At 42.5% G+C, this 21071-nt stretch carries 21 protein-coding genes; 3 read left to right on the top strand and 18 right to left on the bottom strand.

What is annotated here, in order from left to right; translation table 11 throughout:
• Positions 1-21 precede the first annotated feature (21 nt).
• The 10 genes from AC3WTB_RS16035 to zapA all read right to left on the bottom strand — a co-directional run bounded on the left by AC3WTB_RS16035 (position 22) and on the right by zapA (position 10245).
• A complete protein-coding gene (locus tag AC3WTB_RS16035) occupies positions 22-795 on the bottom strand; it encodes an electron transfer flavoprotein subunit beta/FixA family protein (protein ID WP_024423219.1) in 774 nt (257 codons plus the stop codon).
• 31 nt (positions 796-826) lie between these two features.
• Positions 827-1606, bottom strand: coding sequence for an enoyl-CoA hydratase (locus tag AC3WTB_RS16030; RefSeq protein WP_492333960.1), 780 nt, complete (start codon positions 1604-1606; stop codon positions 827-829).
• 26 nt (positions 1607-1632) lie between these two features.
• Positions 1633-2217: a fatty acid metabolism transcriptional regulator FadR gene (gene fadR / locus AC3WTB_RS16025; protein WP_039180499.1), complete on the bottom strand. Its 585-nt coding sequence runs from the start codon at positions 2215-2217 to the stop codon at positions 1633-1635.
• 168 nt (positions 2218-2385) lie between these two features.
• Positions 2386-4104: an AMP-binding protein gene (locus AC3WTB_RS16020; protein ID WP_492333959.1), complete on the bottom strand. Its 1719-nt coding sequence runs from the start codon at positions 4102-4104 to the stop codon at positions 2386-2388.
• 99 nt (positions 4105-4203) lie between these two features.
• Positions 4204-4659, bottom strand: coding sequence for an Imm63 family immunity protein (locus AC3WTB_RS16015; protein ID WP_144490390.1), 456 nt, complete (start codon positions 4657-4659; stop codon positions 4204-4206).
• Between the two features lie 162 nt (positions 4660-4821).
• Positions 4822-5226, bottom strand: a complete 405-nt coding sequence (locus AC3WTB_RS16010) for a DUF350 domain-containing protein (RefSeq protein ID WP_008345990.1) — start codon at positions 5224-5226, stop codon at positions 4822-4824.
• A gap of 14 nt (positions 5227-5240) precedes the next feature.
• The gene (locus AC3WTB_RS16005; RefSeq protein ID WP_492333998.1) at positions 5241-7598 is read right to left on the bottom strand and encodes an endonuclease MutS2; all 2358 of its coding nucleotides are present in this window, start codon (positions 7596-7598) and stop codon (positions 5241-5243) included.
• A 21-nt stretch (positions 7599-7619) separates the two neighbouring features.
• On the bottom strand, positions 7620-9332 hold the full coding sequence (gene polX / locus AC3WTB_RS16000) for a DNA polymerase/3'-5' exonuclease PolX (protein ID WP_492333958.1): 1713 nt from the start codon (positions 9330-9332) through the stop codon (positions 7620-7622).
• Between the two features lie 114 nt (positions 9333-9446).
• On the bottom strand, positions 9447-9980 hold the full coding sequence (locus AC3WTB_RS15995) for a CvpA family protein (protein ID WP_024423226.1): 534 nt from the start codon (positions 9978-9980) through the stop codon (positions 9447-9449).
• Positions 9981-9987: 7 nt separating this feature from the next.
• A complete protein-coding gene (zapA, locus tag AC3WTB_RS15990) occupies positions 9988-10245 on the bottom strand; it encodes a cell division protein ZapA (protein ID WP_012010831.1) in 258 nt (85 codons plus the stop codon).
• A gap of 134 nt (positions 10246-10379) precedes the next feature.
• On the opposite strand from zapA, the gene rnhC reads away from it, so the two are divergent.
• Complete coding sequence (gene rnhC / locus AC3WTB_RS15985) at positions 10380-11303, top strand: ribonuclease HIII (protein WP_492333957.1); 924 nt, start codon at positions 10380-10382, stop codon at positions 11301-11303.
• Positions 11304-11339: 36 nt separating this feature from the next.
• Here the strand turns inward: rnhC and pheT are convergent, their stop codons facing one another.
• The 3 genes from pheT to AC3WTB_RS15970 all read right to left on the bottom strand — a co-directional run bounded on the left by pheT (position 11340) and on the right by AC3WTB_RS15970 (position 15929).
• Entirely contained in the window at positions 11340-13754 is a 2415-nt protein-coding gene (pheT, locus tag AC3WTB_RS15980; protein WP_492333956.1) for a phenylalanine--tRNA ligase subunit beta, read from the bottom strand.
• A 15-nt stretch (positions 13755-13769) separates the two neighbouring features.
• Entirely contained in the window at positions 13770-14804 is a 1035-nt protein-coding gene (gene pheS, locus AC3WTB_RS15975; protein ID WP_047202641.1) for a phenylalanine--tRNA ligase subunit alpha, read from the bottom strand.
• 381 nt (positions 14805-15185) lie between these two features.
• Entirely contained in the window at positions 15186-15929 is a 744-nt protein-coding gene (locus AC3WTB_RS15970) for a TrmH family RNA methyltransferase (RefSeq protein ID WP_212043781.1), read from the bottom strand.
• 113 nt (positions 15930-16042) lie between these two features.
• Here AC3WTB_RS15970 and sspI point away from each other — a divergent pair, with 113 nt between their 5' ends.
• A complete protein-coding gene (sspI, locus tag AC3WTB_RS15965) occupies positions 16043-16264 on the top strand; it encodes a small acid-soluble spore protein SspI (protein WP_024425725.1) in 222 nt (73 codons plus the stop codon).
• A 42-nt stretch (positions 16265-16306) separates the two neighbouring features.
• Here the strand turns inward: sspI and cstA are convergent, their stop codons facing one another.
• Both cstA and AC3WTB_RS15955 read right to left on the bottom strand, forming a co-directional pair.
• Positions 16307-18103, bottom strand: coding sequence for a carbon starvation protein CstA (cstA, locus tag AC3WTB_RS15960; protein WP_024425724.1), 1797 nt, complete (start codon positions 18101-18103; stop codon positions 16307-16309).
• A 345-nt stretch (positions 18104-18448) separates the two neighbouring features.
• Positions 18449-19537, bottom strand: coding sequence for a M42 family metallopeptidase (locus tag AC3WTB_RS15955; protein ID WP_024425723.1), 1089 nt, complete (start codon positions 19535-19537; stop codon positions 18449-18451).
• 179 nt (positions 19538-19716) lie between these two features.
• Here AC3WTB_RS15955 and AC3WTB_RS15950 point away from each other — a divergent pair, with 179 nt between their 5' ends.
• Positions 19717-20121 (top strand): hypothetical protein, encoded by a 405-nt coding sequence (locus AC3WTB_RS15950; protein WP_024426127.1) that lies wholly within the window; start codon positions 19717-19719, stop codon positions 20119-20121.
• 17 nt (positions 20122-20138) lie between these two features.
• Here AC3WTB_RS15950 and AC3WTB_RS15945 read toward each other — a convergent pair whose 3' ends face one another.
• The 3 genes from AC3WTB_RS15945 to rpmI all read right to left on the bottom strand — a co-directional run bounded on the left by AC3WTB_RS15945 (position 20139) and on the right by rpmI (position 21060).
• Positions 20139-20405 carry a DUF1294 domain-containing protein gene (locus tag AC3WTB_RS15945; RefSeq protein ID WP_099663524.1) on the bottom strand — a complete coding sequence of 89 codons (267 nt, stop codon included), beginning with the start codon at positions 20403-20405 and terminating at the stop codon, positions 20139-20141.
• A gap of 63 nt (positions 20406-20468) precedes the next feature.
• Positions 20469-20828 carry a 50S ribosomal protein L20 gene (gene rplT, locus AC3WTB_RS15940; RefSeq protein WP_007501659.1) on the bottom strand — a complete coding sequence of 120 codons (360 nt, stop codon included), beginning with the start codon at positions 20826-20828 and terminating at the stop codon, positions 20469-20471.
• 31 nt (positions 20829-20859) lie between these two features.
• Positions 20860-21060 carry a 50S ribosomal protein L35 gene (rpmI, locus tag AC3WTB_RS15935; protein WP_003216324.1) on the bottom strand — a complete coding sequence of 67 codons (201 nt, stop codon included), beginning with the start codon at positions 21058-21060 and terminating at the stop codon, positions 20860-20862.
• Positions 21061-21071: the final 11 nt, after the last annotated feature.

Genomic DNA, 21071 nt, shown 5'->3' with positions numbered 1-21071 from the left:
GTGATATCGTAAAGTGGATGTTTAGATGACTTTTGCTTCATTTCTGAGTAGATCTGTCAGTTCTTTGACTTGATCCTGAAGCTCGCCGCTCAGCACCTTGCCACCCTCTTTTTTCTCCGGTAAGAAACGTTCAATTGTTTTGATTTTATATGGTACATCGTCCTCGTCCAGATCTAAATCATCAAGTTCCAATTCTTCTAAAGGCTTTTTCTTTGCCTTCATAATGCCTGGTAATGATGGATAGCGAGGCTCATTGAGTCCTTGCTGAGCTGTGACAACTAGCGGGAGTTCGGCAGAAATGACTTCCACATCACCCTCTGCATCTCGTTCAATCGATGCAGAGCCGCCGTCAATTTGAATACTTGTTATCGTTGTCACATATGAAAAGCCGAGTAATTCAGCAAGACGCGGAGCTACCTGTCCAGAGCCGCCGTCAATTGCTACATTCCCTGCTAAGATCAAGGAAGCTTCTTTGTCTTTTAAATAGTGATAAAGAATGGTAGAAGCTGAATATTGGTCCCACTCTTCTAAGTCATCTTCCACGTTTAATAAGACGGCCCTGTCACAGCCCATTGCAAGCGCTGTTCTAAGCTGTTTCTCCGCATCTTCACCGCCAACTGTCACAACGGTCACTTCTCCCCCGTGCTCATCCCGAAGCTGAATGGCTTCTTCAATGGCATACTCGTCATAAGGATTAATAATGAACTCTGCTCCATCTTCTTGAATTGCACCAGACTGAATAGAAATTTTCTCTTCCGTGTCAAACGTACGCTTCATCAAAACAAATATATTCATTTATTTCTCCCCCTTGTGTCGTACTTATCCCTTATTCCCCTTTAAAGTTCGGTTTGCGCTTTTCAATAAAGGCCTGGATGCCTTCTTTGGCGTCATTTGATTGGAAAACCTCACCAAACTTTTTGGCTTCCAGCTTCATTCCGCCGTCATATGAATACAATTTTGTTGCGTTCAATAAATCAAGCACATATTCAAGTGATTTTGGGCTTTTCGCTGCAAATTTCGCCGCAAGTGTTTTGGCCGCTGTGAGCGCTTCTTCCTCTGTTTCTGCCAGCTTTGTAACAAGTCCGCAGGCAATTGCTTCTTCACCTGTAATCGGTTCAGCTGTTCCCATCATTTCAAGCGCTTTAGCAGAACCAACGTAGCGCGGGAGGCGCTGCGTGCCGCCGAATCCTGGAATAATGCCGAGGTTTAGTTCTGGAAGTCCAAGCTTCGCATCTTTTGTTGCGATTCGGATATCACAAGACATGGCAAGTTCAAGGCCTCCGCCTAATGCTGCTCCGTGAATCGAGGCAATGACTGGTTTTGGACATTGTTCAATCCGTTCAAAAACTTGCTGTCCTCTATCTGCGAGGCTTGCATAATCAGACTCTTCCTGTAAAGTGGTAAATTCTTTAATATCAGCACCTGCTGAGAAGAATCTGCCTTCTCCGTGAATCACAATCGCTCTTACTTCTTCATTCTGTTCCAGCTCATCGAACATGTCATTAAGCTCAGTGAGCAGCTGAGAGGATAAGGCATTTGCAGGTGGGTTCTGAATCGTGATGAGCGCTGTCTGTCCTTCATGATGTAAGCTGAGTATCTTTTCCATGTCAATCATCCTTTTTCACATTGTCTTTAGGATTGATGTATTCCGCTTAACAGCAGATCATGTACATTTTCTGCGAGTGCAGGCAGATCATACTTTTGATCATTCATGACCCATGTTGTTGCGGTTTCATCAATCGTCCCAAATACCATTTGTCTCGCTAAGCGGACATCTAAATTTTGTCTGAATTCTCCTGTTTTCTTTCCTTCTGTTAAAATTGACTCGAGCATATTTAAATACCCTTTTAGCACTTCATTGATTTTTTGCCGCAGCTCAAGGTTTGACTGCCTGAGTTCAAGCTGTGTCACAAGAGCCAAATGATGATTTTGCGCCAGCATGCGAAAATGCTCCTCAATCAACAGTAGAAGCTTTTCTTTGGCAGACGGCTTCTTTTGGATATCTGTTTCCATCCGTTCGATGAATTGTCCCATTTTTTCTTTGAACAACGAGATGAGAATATCCTCTTTGTTTTTGAAATAAAGATAAATGGTTCCGTCTGCCACCCCTGCTTGTTTCGCAATCTTTGAAACTTGTGATTGATGATAGCCATTCTCTGCAATCACCACAACTGCTGCATCAATAATTTGCATGTACTTCGGTCTTTTCTGCTTCAATGTGCTTCGTCCCTTTCTAAATTGAATGAGCATTCATTCATAACTTTATGTTAAAAAGAAACGGGTGATTTGTCAAGAGATCTTCTTCTTTCTTTTCAACCTTTATCATACCAGAGCAGACTGTCATCATTCAAATCATCCGGCCGCTCGACCGGATGATAAAGGTCGTTATTTCTTTAATTGATCAACAGGTTTTTCAGATGATGAAGCATGCTTTCTTTTTTCTTCTTCAATTAAAACTCTGCGCAAAATTTTTCCGACGGCCGTTTTAGGCAGTGACTCTTTAAATTCATACACGCGCGGTACTTTAAATGAAGCAATTCTCGTTCTCACAAAGCGATCGAGTTCATCCTCTGTTAGAAAAGCATCCTTTTTCGGCACAACAAATGCTTTTACTGTTTCTCCTCTATAAGGGTCTGGTATACCTGCGACAACAACTTCTTGGACAAGCTCATGCTCATAAAGGGCTTCTTCGACCTCTCTTGGGTAAATATTATAACCGCTCGCAATAATGACATCCTTTTTCCGGTCAACGATATAGAAAAAACCGTCTTCATCCATATACCCAATATCTCCGGTGAAAAGCCATCCATCCCTTAATACAGCTGCTGTCTCCTCTGGCTGATTCCAGTATCCTTTCATAATCTGCGGTCCTTTGACGATAATTTCTCCGTGCTCATATGGCTCTTTGAGGGCACCCGTTTCCTCGCAATAAATACCTGCGTCTGTACCAGGCCACGGACAGCCAATACTGCCTGTTTTGTTCGCTCCCCATAAAAAGTTAGAATGGGTCACTGGTGAGGTTTCGGAAAGACCATACCCCTCCACTAAACGCCCTCCTGTTAATTTCTCAAAGTTCTGTTTGACTTCAACAGGAAGAGCCGCCGAGCCGCTTAAACATGCAGTGATGGACGACAGGTCATACTTTTCAATATTGGGATGATGCAGCAAGGCGATATACATGGTTGGTGCACCTGGAAAGAGTGTCGGTTTCTGTTTTTCAATCGTTTTGAGGGTATCAGCTGCGTCAAATCGAGGAAGGAGAATCATTGAATGCCCTTCTTTGACAGCAAGATTTAATACGGTCGTCATTCCGTATACATGAAAAAACGGAATAATGCCGAGGATTCGTTCTTTTCCTCTTGTCGTTTTATACATCCAAGAAGCGCACATTTCAGTGTTCGCTAAAATATTTTCATGCGTCAGCATGACCCCTTTTGGTAAACCGGTCGTTCCACCTGTATATTGCAAAACAGCGACATCCTCTTTCGGTTCAAAGGCAAGCTGCGGGATTTGTTCTCCTGATGATTCTTTCATGATTTGTGAGAAGTGATGAATGGTATCACTTTTCTCGACTTGGATGACCATTTTATTTTTTCTTTTTTGGACGATAGGAAACAGAATGTTTTTTGGAAATGGTAAATAATCCTGTAGTTTGGTGATGATCAAGTGTTCCATACTTGTCAGCGCTTTCATTTTATAGGCCTTTGGATACAATAAATCCAATGTAATCAGCACTTTGGAGCCGCTGTCCTCCATTTGATATGCCAGTTCTTTCTCCGTATAAAGCGGGTTCGTTTGAACAACGATGCCGCCTGCAATTAAAACAGCATAATAAGAAATGACCGATTGAGGACAGTTTGGCAGCATGATCGCTACTCTGTCGCCTTTTTTCACGCCAATTTCCATCAGGTGACCAGCTAGTTTCAATGCGTCTTCTTGGAGCTGCTCATAGGTGATGTTTTTTCCTAGAAAATGAATGGCTGTATGCTCAGGTGCAGCCTCTGCGGAGCTGAATAAGTAAGATTGTAACGTCTCATTTGGGATGGTGAGTTCGTGGGGAATTTGATTCGGGTAATGCAGAAGCCAACGTTTATCTGACTGCATAAAAACCCTCCTTCCTGAACTTTCGTACTATTTTATTATAGCAAACTTTTCCTTAAGGCAGTTTGCTTTTTTCAAATAGAGCTTGGTTCCATGACCTCTTTATTTCTTCGCTGGTGTTTCGATCGATGCTCTTTTTCCTTCATGATGCCACTGTTCATATAATCCACCGATTGCACGGAATGACTCATTTACTCTCTCCACGATCTGTTGATGGATACTCGGATCATTAGGTAAATGCGTCTGGATGTTGTCGACTTGATACTGCCTCATCATGTCGATGTAGACTGTGAGAAAAATCGTGTCTTCTAAAATCCAGTAAATGACTTCATCCGCCTCTTCTGTTCTTTTGTGCAGCATTTGGATTCCTCGTTCATATTGAATGAGAATATAGCCGCTCGGATCGATTTGAACATAAGGGCTCAAATCATCAAAAAATCCAGTCGTTTGAAATGGGCGTGCAATATACGGTTCATATATGTCTCTTGGCAGGGATGTCATTTGGAGACATGTATCAATGCGCTTTATGATTTCGTCTTTTTGCAGAATTTGCTTCATGTGATTCGCCGCCTTCGGGTGAGATAAAAGCTGCCAAGGAACCCCTGACAGCTTTCTCACTTTGTCTTTTTCATTTCACAGGAACATGTAAACGGCACCAATGACCGCAAAAGTGCAGGCAACTACGATTAAAACTTTTGCTAGCTTTTCCATGTCGTCTCCTTAAATGCCGGCTGCTACTACGTAAGACAGCCCAACTGAAATAATGAGTGAAATAAACCCGACCGCTCTATTATCATTCTCAATCTCTTTGTCTACTTTAAATCGTGGTGTTAAAAATTCAAAAATGAAATAGCTGACAAGCAGCATCACAAAGCCGTATACGCCCCATCCAATCATTTGCAGAAGGGAATTGTGCTGTGCAATAGAATGCTGAAACACATTCGCAATCCCAAATATCTTTCCGCCTGTTGCCATGGCAACAGCTAAGTTCCCACGCTGAATCTCTTCCCAGTTTTTATAGGAGGTGACGAGTTCAAAAATGGTTAGAAATAAGACAAGACATAGGACGGCCACGCTGTAATAGGCGGCAATTTCCACAAGTTCATTTTCCCAAAAGGCTTTCATGCGTTTTCTCCTTTTTACTTTAATTCGACGATGGTAACGCCTGATCCTCCCTCGCCTTGTTCCCCAAAACGAGCATTTTTCACACTTCGGTGCTGTTTCAGTAATTCCTGAACCCCTTTTCTAAGGGCGCCAGTTCCTTTTCCGTGAATGATCGACACACGGGGATAACCGGCTAAGACAGCATCATCTAAATATTTCTCGACTCTGCTTAAGGCATTTTCATAACGCTCTCCTCTTAAGTCGAGCTCAAGCGATACATGATAGTCTTTTCCTTTGACTGCCGTAATGGCTTTCTCCTGCTTAAATTCCGGTGCTGATTTGATAAATTCCATGTCTTTTTCTTTTACTTTCATTTTCAGAATGCCCATTTGGACACTCCATTCTTTGTCACCTGTTTGTTCAAGCAGCGTTCCTTTTTGCCCGAAGGTGAGCACTTTCACTTCGTCGCCTGATTTTAGCTGTCTTGCTGCTTTTTTCACCGGTTCTGGCTTTTTCTTCCGGTCAAACTCAGGGACTGCTTCTTCAAGACGCTTTCTCGCATCGATGAGTTCATGCTCTTTGAATGAGCGATGCTCATTTTTTATCGACCTGAGCTCTTGAATGATGTCTTCTGCTTCTTTTGAGGCTTGTTCAATTTTTTCTGCCGCTTTTTGTTCAGCTTCTTCAAGCAGTTTGTCTTTTTGCTCATTCCATTCAAGAATTTGTCTCTGCAATTCTTTATGAAGCTTTTCTGCTTCTTTTCTATAGACTTCTGTCTCATGCAGCTCTTCTTCCGCTTGTTTCTTGCTGTCTTCTAATGAAGCAATCATTTGGTCTACTTCATTATGCTCAGCATGCATATCCGCTTTTGCCCGGTCAATGAGGTGATCTGGCAAACCAAGACGTTTAGAAATTTCAAATGCATTACTTCGTCCGGGCACACCGATGAGCAATCGGTACGTTGGTGATAAGGTTTCAATGTCGAACTCCACGCTCGCATTTGTGACACCTTCTCGGTTATATCCGTAAGCCTTCAGCTCAGGATAGTGAGTCGTTGCGATGACGCGTGCATTTGTTTGATGCACCTCATCTAAGATACTCATAGCCAGCGCGGCACCTTCAGCAGGGTCTGTTCCTGCCCCTAATTCATCAAATAATACGAGTGAGTTAGATGTCAAATTCTTTAAGATATCCACAATATTGACCATATGAGATGAGAACGTACTCAAGCTTTGCTCAATGGACTGTTCATCTCCAATATCAGCAAAGACTTGGTCGAATACAGCTACTTCCGAGCCTTCTTCAACTGGAATATGAAGGCCTGCCTGCGTCATCAGCGTCAAAAGACCAAGCGTTTTTAAAGTAACAGTCTTCCCCCCTGTATTTGGTCCAGTAATGACGATGGTTGAAAAATCTTTACCGAGCTCAATGTCGTTTGCCACAACCTGATCACGAGGCAATAGAGGATGTCTTGCCCGTTTTAAATAAATCTCCCCTTGATCGTTCACAGCAGGCTTTGTGGCTTTTTCTGCCTTTGCATATTTGGCTTTAGCAAAAATAAAATCTAGCGTTTGAAGCTCCTTTACATTGTGAAGCAGTTCTTGAATGTGTTCTGACACGCTCGCTGTCAACATTTGCAGGATCTTTTCGACCTCTTGTTTTTCTTTTAAACGGGTTTGCTGCAAAGTGTTATTTAAATCCACGACCACTTGCGGCTCGATAAAAAGGGTTGCCCCAGATGATGACTGATCGTGAACAATTCCGCCGTAATTCGAGCGGTACTCCTGCTTTACCGGAATCACAAACCGGTCATTACGAATGGTAACAATCGTGTCTGACAGCATTTTTGAAGCAGATTGTGAACGAATCATGGATTCTAATTTATCTCGAACTTTTGATTCTAATGAACGTAATTGCGTACGTATTGTTCGTAGCGCCGGAGTTGCATGATCAAGCACTTCTCCATTATCACCGATACAGCTTTCGATTTCTTTTCTGACTTCAGGCAGTAATATCAGCGTCTCTGTATATGTATGAAGGCGCGGTATATCTACACCATCTTCATACAGGGACGTGAGAAAGTGCTTCATATTTTTCGCAGTGTATAATAGCGCTGCAATTTCCATGAGCTCAGATGGGCTTAATGTACTGCCGATTTCTGCCCGTTTGACCCCGCGTCTAATATCCGTCAGCCCGCCAAACGGCGCAGATCCCTTTAAGCGGATGACATCCTGTGCTTCTGCTACCTCTTCCAGCAAATGCTGAATGGTTTCGATATCCGTCAGCGGCGTTAAGTCCTGCGCTCTTTCTTTTCCTAATGAGGATGCGGTATAGGACATGACTTTTTCTTTTACTTTATGAAATTCTAATGATGCTAACACTTTTTGTTGCAGCATGGTCCAGCCTCCTAACGACTACCTGTCACGCGTTAAAAACTTTTTGATCTCGTTTAGAGAAAAAGTATTCACGACATTTGCTTTTGGTGTCCAGCCTTTTCTTGCAGCTGTTACACCAACTTCCATATGATCCAGCATGGCGATATTGTGTGCATCTGTATTGATCATGATGTTCACACCTACTTCGTTTGCTTTCATTAAATGCTCTGTTTTCAAATCAAGTCTTGACGGGTTGCTGTTGAGCTCTAGTGCAGTTCCCGTTTTCTTCGCAAGCTCTATGAGCTGATCTATATTTAAGGCATAGCCGTCTCGTCTGCCGATCAAACGGCCTGTTGGATGTGCAATTAAATCTACATGCTGATTCCGCAGGGCATTTTCAAGGCGCTCCATGATGACTTCCTCCGGCTGAGAAAAGCTAGAATGGATAGACGCAATCACAAAATCCATGTCTGCTAAAAAGTCATCATCATAATCTAATGATCCATCCGGGAGAATATCCATTTCGACCCCTTTGAAAATGTGAAAATGCTCGAATTCTTGATTGAGCTTGTCAATTTCTTTTGCTTGCAGACGTAAACGTTCTTTTGTTAAACCGTTTGCTACTTTTAAATATTGCGAGTGATCTGTAATCGCCATGTATTCATAGCCTTTTGCGATACATGCCTCTGCCATTTCACGAATAGAAAATGCGCCGTCACTCCAAGTTGAGTGCATATGAAGGTCGCCTTTAATATCTTTTAGCTCGACAAATTGCATACTTTCTTTATACGTATCAATCTCCGCTCCGGTTTCACGAATTTCTGGCGGAATGAGCGGAAGTTGAAAATGCGCATAAAAAGCGGCCTCGTCTTCGAACGTTTTTACTTCTCCAGTTTCAATTGTTTCCACACCATATTCACTAATACGCTCTCCGCGTTCCTTCGCCAGCTGACGCATTCGAATATTGTGGTCTTTTGAGCCAGTGAAATGATGTAGCGTTGTTGCAAATTGGTCTGTTGTCACAAGCCGGAAATCTACACTGATCTCAAAATCAAGGGCAAGAATGACAGATACCTTCGTATCACCGCTTGCGATGACGTCTTTGACATCTTGAAGTGCAACGAGCTGCTCTCTGACTTGTTCAGGACTGTCAGTCGCGATGATATAATCTAAATCTTTGACTGTTTCCCGTGCACGTCTTAAACTGCCAGCTCTTGAAAAACGAAGAATCCCCTTCATCTGTTCAAGCGCATGATCAATCCGCTCTGCCACATCTAATGCAAAGCCAATTGGCAGTCGTTCTGGCTGTTTTCCAGCCTCCTCAAGAGCGGCGAGTATCTTTTCTTCGGTTTTTTTACCGAAGCCTGCAAGCGCTTGTACTTTTTCCGCTTCGCATGCTTCCTTTAAAGACTGTGCATCATGGACACCAAGCTCTTGGTAAAGCTTAGCAATCTTCTTCCCGCCAAGCCCTTGCAACTTTAAGAGCGGGACAAGTCCTTCAGGAACTTCCTTTTTTAATTGTTCGAGTGTTTCTGATTGTCCTTTTTCGATATACTCTGTGATCACAGCAAAGGTTCCTTTTCCAATGCCGGGTAATGCTAATAGATCATCTATTTGCGAAAGGCTGCGGTCGTCTTGTTCCAGTGCCGCCGCTGCTTTACGAAAGGCAGAAATTTTAAAAGGATTATCTCCTTTAAGTTCCATATATACTGCAATTGTTTCAAGAAGTTTGATAATATCTTTTTTATTCATCTCTCATCCTCCAGCCGCTTTGGCATCTTCCTATATAAATATACAAACTTTCCCTTGATCCTACAACTTTCTGTCATGGAATGAGAAAAAACTTCTCCAGGAAAGGAGAAGTTTTTAAACTCCATACGTCGACCATAGGTCTTTGACAAGACCGGACAGGTAAGGGGTGTTGTTTACGATCACATCTGCTAACATTGATTTGCTCATCATTGTCTGCAGTGCATCTACTGGTAGTAATGCAGCGACAAACAATAGAATAAACACAAATAAATAGGTTTCAAGAAATCCTAAAACACCGCCAAGCAGTTTGTTCACCTGTTTAATCACAGGTATACTTGCAATGGTTGTGAGCAATCCGCCAATGATGGCGAGCAGGATTTTGGTCAAGATAAACAGAATGATAAACGCAATGGTATTATAATAAGCTGTTTCTAGATTTCCACTAAAGAAAGCAAGCTGCGGTTGACCGCCGCTAAAATTAGGTGCTGGAATCCACGTAAGCTGTGGTGCAAGTGACTGATAAAACATGGAAGCCACTAAGATAGAAACAACAAAGCTGATCAATTTAATAAATTGAAGAATAAACCCGCGTTTTAGACCGACAAGCGTTCCCATAAGAAGCAAAAACAAAATGATGATATCGATCACGGTAATTTCATTCCTTTTCTTTTAGCTGAATCTCTAATTTTTCGTATTGCTCTTTTAATTTCAAGTAGTCGTGGACGACATTGACTGCTGTCAGTACAGCTAATTTGTTTATATCAAGGTATGGATTTTTTTCATTTATTTCTCTCATTTTATCATCAACAATTGACGCAACATGTCGCATATGCATCTTCGTTTCTTGTCCGATGATCGTATAGGACTGTCCGTAAATCTCAACTGTTGTTTTCGTTTTACCGCCGTCAGACAACGTTTCTCCTCCATTCCACGAGAATCCTAGTCTCTATCATAACATGTTTAGACATTGAATGGAAAGACGAGCCCTTCCCTGTTATGGTACACTTTAGAAATCAATGATATCAAGGTAAAAAGGAGTTATCCACTGTGCCCCAATCCGTTTTAAAAGCAACATCAGAAGACCTCAAAAAGATGAAGAGCGCGTATGCGCACCATTTAACAGACACTTTGCCGCCAGGTGCCCTCTTTCAAGCAAAAGTCCCTGGCTGTACGATTACAGCCTATCGATCTGGGAAAGTGCTCTTTCAAGGACAAAAGGCAGAAGCTGAAGCCAGTCAGTTCAGCCACTTGCAAGCAGCTGATACGAAAAGTCAAAAAGCACCTGCTGTTACAAAGTACAGTCCGCCGCCCGGCATCGCTTCCATGTCGGTCATCGGTTCAGATGAAGTAGGTACAGGTGATTATTTTGGACCGATCACAGTCTGTGCGGCTTATGTTGATGCCAGCCATCTTGCTTTAATGAAAGAGCTTGGCGTAAAAGACTCAAAAGGATTAAAGGACCCGCAAATTATTAACATTGCCAAGGATCTCATCAAAACCATTCCGTTCAGCCTTCTCGTTCTCCGAAATGAAAAGTACAATACGATGCAGGAAAAGGGCATGAGTCAAGGAAAAATGAAGGCACTGCTTCATAACCAAGTCATTACCTCTGTGCTAGAAAAACTGGGCGGACAGCAGCCTGAAGCTATTTTGATTGACCAGTTTGCAGAACCAGGCATTTATTTCAGGCATCTGGCTGGGAAAAAAATCATTCGGGAGCGGACGTATTTTAGTACAAAAGCAGAAGGCATCCATTTGTCAGTCGCTGCGGCTTCCATTATCGCAAGGTACGCCTTTTTAATTGAAATGGACAAATTATCACAGGCTGCAGGCTTTGACATCCCAAAAGGAGCCGGCCCTCATGTAGACAAGGCCGCCGCCAAGCTCATCAAGCTGCATGGTGAAGATGCTTTACGTCAATTTACAAAGCTGCATTTTGCCAACACACAAAAAGCGAAAAAAATGCTATAAAAAAAGCTAGGGCCATGAGGCCTTAGCTTTTTTTCTTTAACCGCGTAAGACGGCTTGATACGTATCTTCTAGTGCTTTCAAAACTTTTGTATGAACAGTCGTCACTTCTTCCTCAGTCAACGTTTGTTCAGGGTTTAAATATTGAAGAGAGAATGCAACAGATTTTTTGCCTTCTTCCATATGTTCCCCTTCGTACACATCAAATACAGAGAGGTCTGTGAGTAGATGACCACCTGCTTCATAGATGACTCGCTCCAGCTGTCCGCTTGAGATATGCTGATCGACAACAAGTGCGATATCTCTTGTCACAGCAGGGAATCTCGGAATCGCTGTATATTTCATATCCTTCGTTTCAGATGTCATCACATCTGTTAAATCAAACTCGAACACATACGTTTCTTTTAAATCCAATTCTTTTTCAACAACTGGATGCAGTGCGGCAACAAAGCCAATGACTTTACCATTTAGGTGAACATCTGCTGTTCGCCCTGGGTGAAGGCCCTCACGCTCTGCTTGAACATATGTGATTTGGTCTGACACACCAAGCTTTTCGAACAATCCTTCAGCAATTCCTTTCGCTACATAAAAATCGACGGCTTTTTTCTCGCCCTGCCAAAGATTTTTATGCCATAAGCCTGTCAGCGCACCAGCGACATGTTCTTTTTCCACTGGTTTTGCTCCTTCAGCTTCTGCTAAGAAAACAGATCCCGTTTCATAAAATCCAAATGAATCGGCTTGTCTTGCCAAGTTATATGCTACAGAATCAAGTAAGTTTGGCAGAAGACTTTGTCTCAGCACACTGCGTTCCTCACTCATTGGCAGAGAAAGCCTCGTTTCATAAGCTGGATGCAGGGCAAAAGCTGTGGACTTATGCTGATTCGTCAATGAATACGTAATCGCTTGAGAAAGTCCTGCGCCCTCTAAGAAACGTCTTACCTTTCTGCGCTTCACTTGGTAAGGCGTGAGACCGCCAACCGTGCCAGCTGTTGCAGGCAGTGTAGATGGAATATTATCGTAGCCGTATAATCTTGCGACTTCTTCAATGAGGTCTTCTTCAATCGTAATATCCATTCTACGGGAAGGAACTGTTACGACAAGAACATCATTTGATTCGCCCACCGTGAAGCCTAGTTTGTTGAAAATCTGAACCATATCTTCTTTTGAAATGCTCATTCCAAGCACCTTGTTCACACGCTCAGTTGATACATGGATGACATTCATACTTGCTTCAAGGTGGTTTTCCTCAACTGTACCGCTTAGCACTTCGCCGCCTGCATACATGCTGATCAATTGAGCTGCTCTTTCTGCTGCCGGCTTCGTACGCTGCGGATCGAGTCCTTTTTCAAATCGTGTGCTTGATTCACTGCGAAGTCCTAAGTCTCTAGATGCTTGACGGACTGTTTGACCGTTGAAATATGCCGCTTCTAAAAGAATCGTCGTCGTCTCATCACGCACCTCTGATTCAAAGCCGCCCATGACGCCTGCTACCGCGTGCGCTTTCGTTCCATTCGTAATGACAAGATGCTTTGATGATAATGTACGCTCTTGTTCATCGAGTGTTTGAATGATTTCGCTATCAGTTGCTTTACGAACGACCACCTGTTTTGAACCAAAGCGGTCATAATCAAAGGCATGAAGCGGCTGGCCGTATTCAAGCAGTACAAAATTTGTAATATCCACGACGTTGTTAATTGGACGAATGCCTGCATTCATCAATCTTGTTTGCATCCAAAGCGGTGCTGGTCCAACCTTTACATTTTTAATGATCTTTGCTGCATAAAGTGGATTCGCTTCTTGATCCTCAATTTTTACAGAAATATAGTCTGCTGCTTTTTCAGAAGAAGTGTCATGTGCTGTTTCAGGAAGCTTGATGTCTCTTCCTAAAATGGCCGCAACCTCATAAGCGACACCTAGCATATTCAGGGCATCGGCACGGTTTGGTGTTAAGCCAAGCTCAAGTACCGCATCATCTAATTGAAGTGCTTGAAGAGCATCATCCCCTGGTTTCACGTCATTCGGGAAAACAAAAATACCTTCTGCATATTCTTTTGGTACGAGCTTGCTCTCTACGCCTAATTCTTGCAGAGAACAAATCATGCCATGAGACTCTTCACCGCGCAGTTTTGCTTTTTTAATTTTAAAGTTGCCAGGAAGGACTGCCCCAACTGTTGCGACGGCCACATGCTGTCCTTTCTCCACATTCGGAGCCCCGCAAATAATTTGCACCGGTGCGTCTTCGCCGATATCAACAAGACATTTGTTTAATTTATCTGCATTCGGATGCTGTTCACGTTCAATGACGTGTCCAACGACAACCCCTTTGATGCCTTCACCTTTATATTCAACGGCTTCCACTTCAATTCCGCTTCTTGTGATTTTTTCTGCTAATTCATCCGGCTTGATGCCTTCTAAATCGACATAGTCTTCTAACCATTTATATGAAACAAACATGTTGATTTCCTCCTCTTAGTCCTGCTTGAATTGCTTTGTGAATCTAATGTCATTTGTGTAGAAATGACGAATATCATCAATGCCGTATTTCAGCATCGCAATCCGTTCCACACCCATTCCAAAAGCAAAGCCTTGGTAAGTTTCTGGATCAAATCCGCTCATTTTCAGGACATTCGGATGAACCATTCCTGCACCTAAAATCTCAATCCAGCCTGTTCCTTTACATACAGAGCAGCCCTTCCCGCCGCATTTAAAGCAAGACACATCGACTTCAACAGACGGTTCTGTGAATGGGAAAAAGCTTGGACGCAGTCTAATTTCACGATCTTCTCCAAACATTTTTCTTGCGACTGTCTCCAGCGTTCCTTTTAAATCACTCATGCTAATATTGTGATCGACGACAAGCCCTTCAATTTGCATAAATTGATGTGAATGAGTCGCGTCATCACTGTCACGTCTATATACTTTCCCAGGACAGATGATCTTCACAGGACCTTGTCCTTTATATTTCTCAAGTGTACGTGCTTGCACTGGTGATGTTTGTGTTCTCATCAGTGTATCTTCCGTAATATAGAAGCTGTCCTGCATATCACGTGCTGGATGCTCCTTTGGAAGATTCAATGCTTCAAAGTTATAGTAATCCGTTTCCACTTCAGGACCTTCTTCAACGGTATAGCCCATTCCGATAAATAAATCTTCAATGTCTTCGACAACTATCGTTAATGGATGTCTTGCCCCTATTTTGATTGGACTTGCCGGCAAAGTAACATCGATCGTTTGAGAAGCAAGTTTTTTCTTTACTTCTTCTGCTTCCAGCTGTTCATTTTTTTCAGCAATGGCACCAGCAATCTGCTCTCTTACTTCGTTTGCGAGTGCACCCATTTTTGGTCTTTCTTCCGCGGAGAGCTTGCCCATTCCGCGAAGTACTTCTGTAATCGGTCCTTTTTTCCCTAAATATTGAACCCGAATGTCATTGACCTCTTTGAGCGAGCTAGCTGCTTCAACCTTCGCTATCGCCTCTGTTTCAAGCTGTTTTAACGTTTCTTGCATGAGTGTAATCCTCCTTTTGATATACAAAACCGCTCGGATAAACGGCTGTTTGATCGTTTGAAGACAATAAAAAAACCCGTCCCTCCATAAAAGAAGGGACGAGTTGTGGTCGCGGTACCACCCTTGTTAAGCACAAATGCATGTGCGAATAAGCTTCATTGACATAACGGAATCAAACGAATCCGGTTCACCTTTACGCAAAGCAACGCCTGCGGTCCCGGTGACAACTCCAGAGGTGAATTCCTGTTTCAGCATTCCTTAAATGCACTTTCAGTCTACGATGCATTCTCCCTATAAGGCCGCTTCTTGAAACAATCTTCCTCTATCATGGTTTTTAAAATATTAGTTTTATTATAGTGAAAATGAACGCATGTTGCAACATTATCCACGCAAATGATAGACAAGAACAGCTGCTGCAACAGCTACATTTAATGATTCTGCCTGCCCATACATTGGTACATATAAATTTTGGTCTGTCATTTGCAGAATCTCTGGATCAATACCAGCTCCTTCATTTCCAACAATTAATGCAAATGGGCCTTCTGCCGTTACGCTTTTATACTCTTTCGCATCTTTTAAAGCACTGCCGTATACAGGTAAGCCTTGTTCTTTTAGTTCCATGATCGCCTGTTGAAGGGATTGCTTTAAGATAGGCAGGTGGAAATGAGACCCTTGTGCGGAACGGAGCGTTTTTCCGTTAAACGCATCAACTGTTCCTTCTCCTAAGATCACAGCATCAAGACCAGCGGCATCTGCTGTTCGAATGAGTGTGCCTAAATTCCCCGGATCCTGCACTGCGTCTAATAAAAGAAGCCGTTCAACCTTCTTTTCTTCAAAAACAGGAACTGTACAGACCGCGGCAATGTGCTGAGGCGTTTCTGTTTCTGTCATGGCAGAAAAGGCCTCTTCGCTCAGTTCATAAAGCTCAATGTCAGGCTGGATATGAGGAGGAAGCCTATCGGGCGAAGTGACCATTAATTCCTTCACGATCCCGCTCTTTAATGCTTCTTCGACTAAGTGTATTCCCTCAACGAGAAACAGCCCCGTTTTCGTTCTTTCTTTTTTCGTATGGAGCTTTTTCCACTGTTTAATGTTTGTGTTTTTAGCTGATTCTATATATTTCAAGCGACGTTAACTCCTTTAATTATCATGAATTTATTATATCTCATGCACACTACATAATAAACCTGTCTTTGAGACAGAATAGGGCTATTACCATCAAAAAAGGAGTGTGGGCAATGGATTTTAATTTAAGAGGCGCAGTCATTCAAAACATTACTGGCCATAATCAAGAGCAGCTTGAACATACGATTTTAGATGCTATTCAAAGCGGCGAGGAAAAAATGCTGCCAGGTCTTGGCGTGTTGTTTGAGGTGCTATGGCAAGAAGCATCAGAAAACGAAAAAAATGAGATCCTTGAAACATTAGAGCAAGGCTTAAAGCCTCAGCAGCAGCAATAAAAGAAGCCGGTTTGCTTATAAAAGCAAGCCGGCCTTTTTCATTTAGCCAGTGATAGGCGTTTCCATTCGAAGCGCTGGATCACGCCAGATTTCAACCCATTTTTTAATTGCAAACACAATAATCACAAACCCTAAGATCAGCATGATGATCGAAAGCACCGCATTCAGCACACTATAGCCGGATGCTTCAGGATTGAGATATACATTCGCTACCATCCAATAGCCTGCATAATTCACCGTCACATATAAGTAAGCAAGCGGAATTAAACAAGTCAGCATATAACGTCTTTTATCTGCAATTTTTAATACAACCGTTGCCCCGATGATCAACCCAACCGAAGCCATTAACTGGTTTGAAACCCCAAACAGCGCCCAAATAGACCCGATGTCACCTGAGTAAAGTAAGTATCCCCACATAAAACAAGCTAGAGCACTTGCAAACACCGAACCTGGTACCCAGTCAGTTCGTTTAAGCGGTTTATATGCTTCACCTAAGAAGTCTTGAATCAAATAGCGTGCCACACGTGTCCCCGCATCAATAGCCGTTAAAATAAAAACAGCCTCAAACATAATGACAAACTGGAAGAAGTAAGAAGCCAAATGACTAAAGAACGGAATTCCCGTAAAGATATACGCCATCCCTACCGCTAATGTTACGGCACCACCCGTTCTTCCTTCTAAATCAAGGCCGATTTCCTTACTCAGCTGCGGAAGGTTTTCAACGCTCATACCGAGTGTCCGGAAGACTTCTGGCGTACTGTTTATCGCAAAATAATCTCCTGGATGCAGGGCCGTAGCCGCAATTAAAGCCATAATCCCAACTAAGCATTCGACCAGCATTGCACCAAACGCAACAGGCTTCATATCACTCCAGCGGTCCAGCATCTTAGGTGTTGTCCCTGAACCAACAAATGCGTGGAAACCAGAAATGGCACCGCAAGCAATGGTAATCGAAATAAATGGCCAGACAGGACCAGCTAATACAGGTCCTCCTCCGTTCACAAACTCTGTAAACGCCGGGAATTGAATGGACGGATTCACCACAAAGATGCCGGCAATCAGCGCAATGAATACACCAATTTTCATAAAACTACTTAAATAGTCCCTCGGTGCAAGCAGCAGCCAAACTGGCAGAGCCGCAGCAAAAAAGGCATAGATCGGCAGGGCAAGAGCAAGCGTTTTTGTATCAAGTGTTAAAAAATCACCTAGTGCCGTTCCTTGAATATTTGGACCAAGGAATACACCAAACATCAGCAAAATAAATCCCGCAGATGTCGCCAGCTTTAAATTGCCTGTTTTTTTATAATACAGACCAACTCCCATCGCAATCGGAATCGTGATTCCAACTGCAAATGTCCCCCAAGGGTTTCGTTCTAAAGCATGAAGCACAACCATAGACAAACCTGCCATTGTGATTGTAATAATAAACAGCATCGCAAGCCCTGTACAAAATCCTGCAACAGGTCCCAGCTCTTCCTTCGCTACCTCTGATAATGATTTCCCCTTTTTACGCATCGACGCAAATAAGACGACTAGATCATGTACAGCTCCGCCTATGACTGCACCAATTAAAAGCCAAAGGAGACCAGGTAAATACCCAAATTGAGCGGCTAATATCGGACCCACTAACGGACCAGCAGCTGCAATCGCAGCAAAGTGATGCCCAAATGTAACCCATTTGTTTGTCGGCACATAATCTTTCCCGTCCTCTAGTGTGTGAGCCGGTGTAGGATGATCATCTGTGACCTTTAATACCTTGACCATCATAAATGTGCCATAAAGACGATAGGCAATCGCTAAAATACACATAGATCCTATTACAATTGTAACCGCATTCATTTAACCATCCCCTTTGTATAAACAATTTGTTACAAATATAACATAAATTGATTGATTTTTCTTTCTTTTAAAACCAAGTTGACAAATAAGAATAATGTGTTTATTCTTAAGGTAGCTTCACCTACTTCCATAAACTCTCTTTTGGCAGGGCATTCTATGGCTCTGTCCTTTTTATTGCTTTCATCTTACAAAAATAAACGCTTGATCACATGTGCCTTATTCACTAGGAAATATTCTCTTCTTTTGCCAAAAACAGTTCTTTTGGCGCATCTTAAAAAACACCGTTCATTTCCTGGGAAATTCAATAAAAAAAGCCTTTCCCCTGCTGAGGAAAGGCTTCCTTACTTATGAACCGTACGTAATTTGTTCGACGGTTTTTTGATCAAGTCTTTTGATCACTTCTGTTAAAAGCTTCACTGCATTTTCATAATCATCTCGGTGAATCATTGCAGCATGGGTATGAATATATCTGCTCGGAATTCCGATAGATAGTGATGGAACACCATGACCCGTTAAATGAATACCGCCAGCATCTGTCCCGCCGCCAGGCATTGAGTCATATTGATAAGGAATGTTCAGCTCATCCGCTGTTTGGACAACAAAATCACGAAGTCCTTTATGAGAGACCATTGAAGCATCAAATACAACAATCGTTGGGCCTTTGCCAAGTTTGCTTGTTGCTTCTTTCTCAGTGATGCCTGGTGTATCTCCTGCCACACCTACATCAATGGCAAATCCAATATCAGGCTGAATTGTAGCCGCTGCTGTTTTAGCTCCGCGCAGGCCTACTTCCTCTTGGACAGTTGCGACGCTGTAAGCAATATTCTCATGCTGAGCGTTGTGTAAGTTTTTCATGACATCAATGGCCACGGCACATCCAATGCGGTTGTCCCATGCTTTTGCAAGGAGCATTTTTTCATCATTCATGACTGTAAACTCAAAGTAAGGAACGATTTGATCTCCAGGCAGCACACCCCACTCCATTGCCTGTTCTTTGCTTGACGCCCCAATATCAATAAACATATCCGTAATCTCAATTGACTTTTTGCGAGCTTCAGGTGACAAGACGTGTGGTGGTTTAGAACCAATGACCCCTGTAATCTCTCCCTTTTTCGTTACAATGGTGACACGCTGAGCGAGCATGACCTGTGACCACCAGCCGCCGACTGTTTGAAAACGAATGTAGCCTTTGTCATCAATTTTTGTCACCATGAACCCTACTTCATCTAAGTGACCAGCGAGCATAATTTTAGGTCCGTTTGCGTTTCCTTCCTTCTTAGCGATCAAGCTGCCAAGGCGGTCTGTAGAGACTTCATCTGCATATGATTCTATGTATGTCTGCATGACTTTTTTGACATCACGTTCATTTCCTGGGATCCCTTTTGCATCCGTTAGGTCTTTCAGCATAGTTAATGTTTGATCTAGCTTTGTCATTCCATTTATCCTCCTTTATCTTCATGGTGCATTCTTATTATACAAAACCTCTTTCGTTCAATACGATCTTTTTATGAATATTTTTTCGTTTTACGAAATATTTTTTAAAAAAAAGTTGAAACCTTTTGGCGTTTTCATTCGTAGTACATCAGATAACGGTATTGGAGGTGCATCCTGTCATGTTTGTAATCCTCATGAGACTAGCTCTTGTTGCACTGCTTGTCTACATCTTCTACATGGCGGTAAAATTCTTCTCAAATCCGAGAAGAAAGCTGAAACAAGCACAATTAAAAGAAGGCTTTTATTTTATGGACGAACAGCAAAATGCGCGCAAAAACTTTAATTTCGTCTATAAAGGTGTCTTGTTTGAAGGGGAGAAGCATGTTCCTTCTAAGGATCATCCTCTGTTTGTCCACTCCATTTACGTTTGGACGGAGTCACCTGAGAAGCTGAGTGAATTTACATTAGAAGACTTTGAAAAACTAGAGGAAAACATTATCGAGCGTTATCCTCAAACCAAAATTGATTGGGATCAGCCCATTAAAAAAATCAAACAAAAAAAAGGAGCAGACACGCCGTCCTGATGGCGTCTGCTCCTTTTTCAAGTAACTTGGAAATATCCCAATAGGATCAGCTGCAAAATCATTAATACAGGCATGCCGATTTGAAAGGCAGGATGCTTTGTTTTATGCCGGAAATACTGCATTCCCAGATACGATCCAGCGGCGCCAAAAAGCACCGCAGCACTCCATAAATGCGCCTCTGAAATTCTCCATTTATGTGCTTTGGCCCGGCGTTTGTCCTCACCCATGAGAAAAAAGCCGTAGCCATTCACTAAAATAAGCAGCAGGATCAAAGCCATATTCATTCATTTCACCTCACATGATGAGAAAAAAAGATCACCCCTCGAAGGAATGATCTTTTATAAAACTTACTTGTCTAGTTGTGCTTTTGCAGCATCAGCAAGCTGATTGAATGCATTTAGGTCATTCACAGCAAGGTCAGCAAGCATTTTGCGGTTTACTTCGATACCAGAAAGCTTTAAGCCATGCATTAAACGGCTGTAAGAAAGACCGTTCATACGAGCTGCAGCGTTGATACGAGTAATCCATAGTTTACGGAAGTCACGTTTTTTCTGACGACGGTCACGGAAAGCGTAGTTTCCAGATTTCATCACCTGTTGGTTTGCTACTTTGTATAATCTATGTTTTGAACCGAAATAACCTTTTGCTAATTTAAGAACCTTTTTACGACGCTGACGCGACACAGTTCCGCCTTTTACTCTTGGCATTGTAATTCCCTCCTATGATTCCTATTCCAAATTACTTGATGTTTGCAAGTTGTTGTTTGATACGTTTGAAATCTCCAGCACTTACGATTGCGCTCTTACGCAATTTACGTTTTTGCTTTGTAGATTTGTTAGCGAACAAGTGACTTGTGTACGCATGAGAACGTTTAAGTTTACCAGAACCTGTTTTTTTGAAACGTTTAGCAGATCCGCGGTGAGTTTTCATTTTTGGCATTGGATGTTTCC

It is taken from the genome of Bacillus sp. EB106-04-04-XG123, assembly GCF_058791855.1.
Note: the sequence above shows the minus strand (reverse complement) of the source record. Positions and strands in the feature narration are given on the sequence as shown.